Consider the following 4,035-nt stretch of genomic DNA (forward strand, 5'->3'; position numbering starts at 1 on the left):
CGGCTGAACCTCGCTGCGCTTGACGGCTGGCATGTTGAAACCGTCGAGCTCGGATATTGCCAATTTGCAAGTTCACGCCCAGCCCTCCGCCAGTTTTCTGCATGCGTGATGTCGGATTGCGGCCTACCCGTTCGTCTTATGTTAGCATCCCAATTCAGGAGGTGGATTATGGATGAGGTCCCTGTCATCAAGACGAGGCGTAAAGGGCGAAGCCTTACGCAGAGCATGTTGATTCCCAGCGAAGAGATGGTTGCAAGCGCGCTGTTGGCGGCGCCTCCGGGTCAGTTATCTGACCTGGGCGGAATAAGAAAGGCGCTTGCCCGGCAATATGGCGCAGATGCCTGCTGCCCTGTCACCGTTCAGCGGCATCTGGTGCAGATCAGCGAAAGCGGCACTGCGCCGTTCTGGCGCGCCGTCGATCCCGATCGACCGTTTGCCCGGCGCATGAATGGCGGGGCGGAACGCATACGCCGGCGATTGGCGGAAGAAGGATGATTTTTCGGACAGGTTGCTCGATAAAGGGTGCAAGGCGCCGGTCGCGACGGCTCGTCAAAACTCGAATATCTGCCTGAAAACGCCCGGCGCGATGATCGACAGAGGATTGATCTGCATATTCGGCTTCTCGAAACTACCTGTCAGCCGGAAGGTGATGCCGATAAGACCGCGGTCGCTGCCGTTGCCCAGGATGAAGCCGACGATCGGGACCTCTGCGAACAGCCGGTTCAGCCCGTAGGCAGGCATGAAGGTGCCGGTCATGTCCATCTTGCCGTTGGCATCCTTCAGCATTCCCTGGAACGTTGCGCCAACCTGCACGCCGCGCACCACGCCATTTTCGACCGAAAGCGCACCGTCCCGCAGCACCAGCCGCGCAAATCCCCGTTCGAAATTCTGCGAACGCGTGTCGATATTCTGCTTCACGGCCGAATTCAGGCTCTTTCCGTTCTGGCCGCTCGGCGTCGAGACGATGGTCGAGAGCTTCTTTTCATCGATAATCGCGAAGTTGCGGATATCCAGCGACCCGTCCCAATCGTCCTGCCCGATCGAGCGCAGCGACAGGTTGAGCAAACCGCCTTTCAGGTGCTTGTAGAGGTCGGTGAACCGTGCGACCGCGCCGGCATCGCCGCTCGTGATGCGGATCACGCCGTTGTTGCCCTTGCTCATCTGGGTGACGAACGCCTCACCGCTGAGGGTCACGCCAGTGAAATCGACGCTGGTCGTCTTGCCGCCCGAGATGGAATAAACGCCTTTCAGGTTGGCAATTGCCTCATCGTTGAAGCCGATAACCTTGTCGAGATTGGTCCGGACGGTCGCACTTCCGGAGGCATCGTCTCTGGAGCCGGCCTGCCCTCCCGACGAAGACGCCTTCAGTCGGGCGAGGATCGGACGTATGTCGGCGGAATCGCCCGACACCGAGATATCGTAACCACCGCCCTTGCCCCGCTTCAGCGACAATGCAAAATTATCGAGCGCGGAAAGCTTTACGCTGTCGAAATTCGCAGACGACAGGTTCCCCTTGCTGATCAGGAGATCGCCGCTGACGCCGAAACCGTCGCCCTTCAGCGTGAAATTCTTGAGCGCGGTCTGATTGTCCGGCCCAGACGCTTCGAACTGCGCGATCGCCGGAATTCCGGCTCCCTTCGACCAGCCGATCCAGGGCACCGTCAGCGCTGCCTTGCCGAGATCGACCTTCACGCCCTGGCGATCGTCATCAATGCGCGTCAGCTCCACTTTCACAGGTCCGTCGATCATATCGCGAAGACCGGGCAGAACGGTATCGCGCTGCGCATCGGTGAGCGTGGCGGTAATCACGCGGCCGCGCTTGACCGTCGATTTGCCGTCGGTCGGCTCCACCATGTCGATCTGGGCCGGAATGCCGTCTATCTGGGCTTGAGCCTGCAGATGCACCGATTGCGGATCGGCCGAAATCTGGCCGGTCAGATTGTCGATCTTGCGATTGTTCATCGGCTTGAGCAGATCGACATTGTCGAGATTGAGCGTGGCCTGCCAGTCCGGCGGGGGCGGCTGCTGGTCCCTGATCAGCCCGATCCTGGCATCGACCTTCGCGACGATCTTGCCGTTGAAATTCTCCGGCTTGAATTCGGTCCGTTGCAGCACTTCCAGCGGCTTGTACGTCAAGAGTTCGCCGATCGCGTCGCCGGAACCGGAAATCGTCAGCTCAAGATCCGCCATCAGCGGCTTGTCATAGGTTGCCGGAATCGAGAAGCTGCTGTCATTCAGCGTGATCGTCCGTCCGGTGGAGAAATAGGACGTCGCCGTCTTGATGGCGACGACCATCGTCGGGCCGGTCAAGTCGAAATGAGCTTTCGTGTCGCGCAGGGGTGGAATCTCGCCGGGGACGTTGAGGCGGGCACCATCGATATCGAAGGCAATGTGCAGCTCATTCTTGCCGAGCTGCAGCTTGCCGGTCTGCGAAGCTTCCCTCAGCCTACCAGCGGGAATGAAGACGGATATCACGGCATTGGTTACCGAGCCGCCGAAGAGATTGCCCTCGACCCAGGTCCGTGGCTTAGAGGCCATCCAGAAGGGCCACAGCTGCTTCACGACCGTCGTGTCGAGCTTGTCTGCACGGCCGCCGAAGCTGATTTCCGGCGAACTGTCGCCGAGCTTCATGTGCAGCGAGCCGAAGAGCGCACCCTGTGGGGTCGATATGCCGAGATTGTCGAACTGGAATTCCTTGGTCGCCGACAAGAAGCGGCCGACGGCGCGGCCGTCGAACCTGATGGGCGTTTCGCCCGACAGCGCCGAGGCTGCGACACCGTCCTTGATCACAAAATCGATGCCGAAGCCCTTGCCCGCATTGGCATCGATGCGATCGAGATCGATGAGCGCGCCGGAAAACGGCGCGACAGTCCCCACGAACTGCGCCTTCGACGGTGCGATCTCAAGGGTCTGATGGTCGAAATTATAAGCCAGGTTGATGCTCGCCTGCGTCAACTCCTGCATATCGCGATCCATGTAGAGGACGCCAGGCCGGACATCGATGGCCGCATTCAATTTCGGATCGACGCCCGCCTCCCCCTTGACGGCCGAAAGCGTAATGTCGGCGAAGGTCATGAAACCCTGACGGGGCGTACCGTTCGGATCGAAGGCCATCGTCAAAGGCTTGAGGTCGAGATTGGATATTTTAGCGATCAGCGACGAACTATGGCCCGCCTCCTGCTGATCCGCTTTCACATCCAAGGTTGCGACGGACCCGTTGACGGCGACCTTGCCGTAAAGGTGCAACATATTCGGCTCGGTCCGCTCGAAGGTCAGATTATCGACCACGAGAGAAATCGGATCGCCCTCCTGACGCGCGATCTTCACGGAGAAACCGGAAATATGCACGGAATTCGTGCCGCCGCGCTGCACGAAACGCTCGAGGAAATCGAGATTGTCGAAGGCAGCACTCAGGGCCTTGGGCAATGCGTCGACGCGCAAGGCGGTCAGATCGACCGGATCCCCTTGAGGCAGGAGTGAAGTGTCGAGCGCGATACCTTCCGCCGCCACGCTGGCGATTTCCACCCGGCCCTCGATCAGGGCCAATGGATCCAGCTCCATGTTGACGGCCGACATTGTCGACAGATGCTTGCCGCTGTCCTGATCGATAACATTGACATCACGCGCTTCCAGGGCCAATCGCAGACCGGACGTGAAGCGGATCACCGTCGCGCCGACCTCGGCCTTGTAGCGCGGGCCAATGGCCCGATCGAGCGCAACCTGCGCCTTCTGGGACAAGGGCTCGTCGAAGATGCCGCCTTCGATGGTCGCAATCACCGCCCCGAGAATGAGTGCGAGAAATGCAAGGAAAACCAGTGTCATGCGGCAGACGTGCCAGACATGCGAACGGCTGCGGCGAGCGCGATCAGGCACACGCACGATCAGGGGATCTTCGACCTGAGCGGACGGCAGATGGTCGAGCGACACGAGATCCTTTTTGCGGAATATTACCTTTTCGCCTCGGATCACTCCTGTGCGTGCCTTTCGCTCTTCGCAATTTTTGGTGACGCTGCATCCCATTGGACGGCATACGCG

2 protein-coding genes are annotated in these 4,035 nt (G+C 59.9%); one reads left to right on the forward strand and one right to left on the reverse strand.

Annotated features, from left to right (window positions below; translation table 11 throughout):
- Positions 1-168 precede the first annotated feature (168 nt).
- The gene (locus Q4Q11_RS31095; protein WP_498571894.1) at positions 169-495 is read left to right on the forward strand and encodes a hypothetical protein; all 327 of its coding nucleotides are present in this window, start codon (positions 169-171) and stop codon (positions 493-495) included.
- Positions 496-549: 54 nt separating this feature from the next.
- Here the strand turns inward: Q4Q11_RS31095 and Q4Q11_RS31100 are convergent, their stop codons facing one another.
- Positions 550-4,020, reverse strand: coding sequence for a YhdP family protein (locus Q4Q11_RS31100; RefSeq protein WP_498571895.1), 3,471 nt, complete (start codon positions 4,018-4,020; stop codon positions 550-552).
- Positions 4,021-4,035: the final 15 nt, after the last annotated feature.

This window comes from Rhizobium sp. UFLA01-1127 (genome assembly GCF_059803845.1).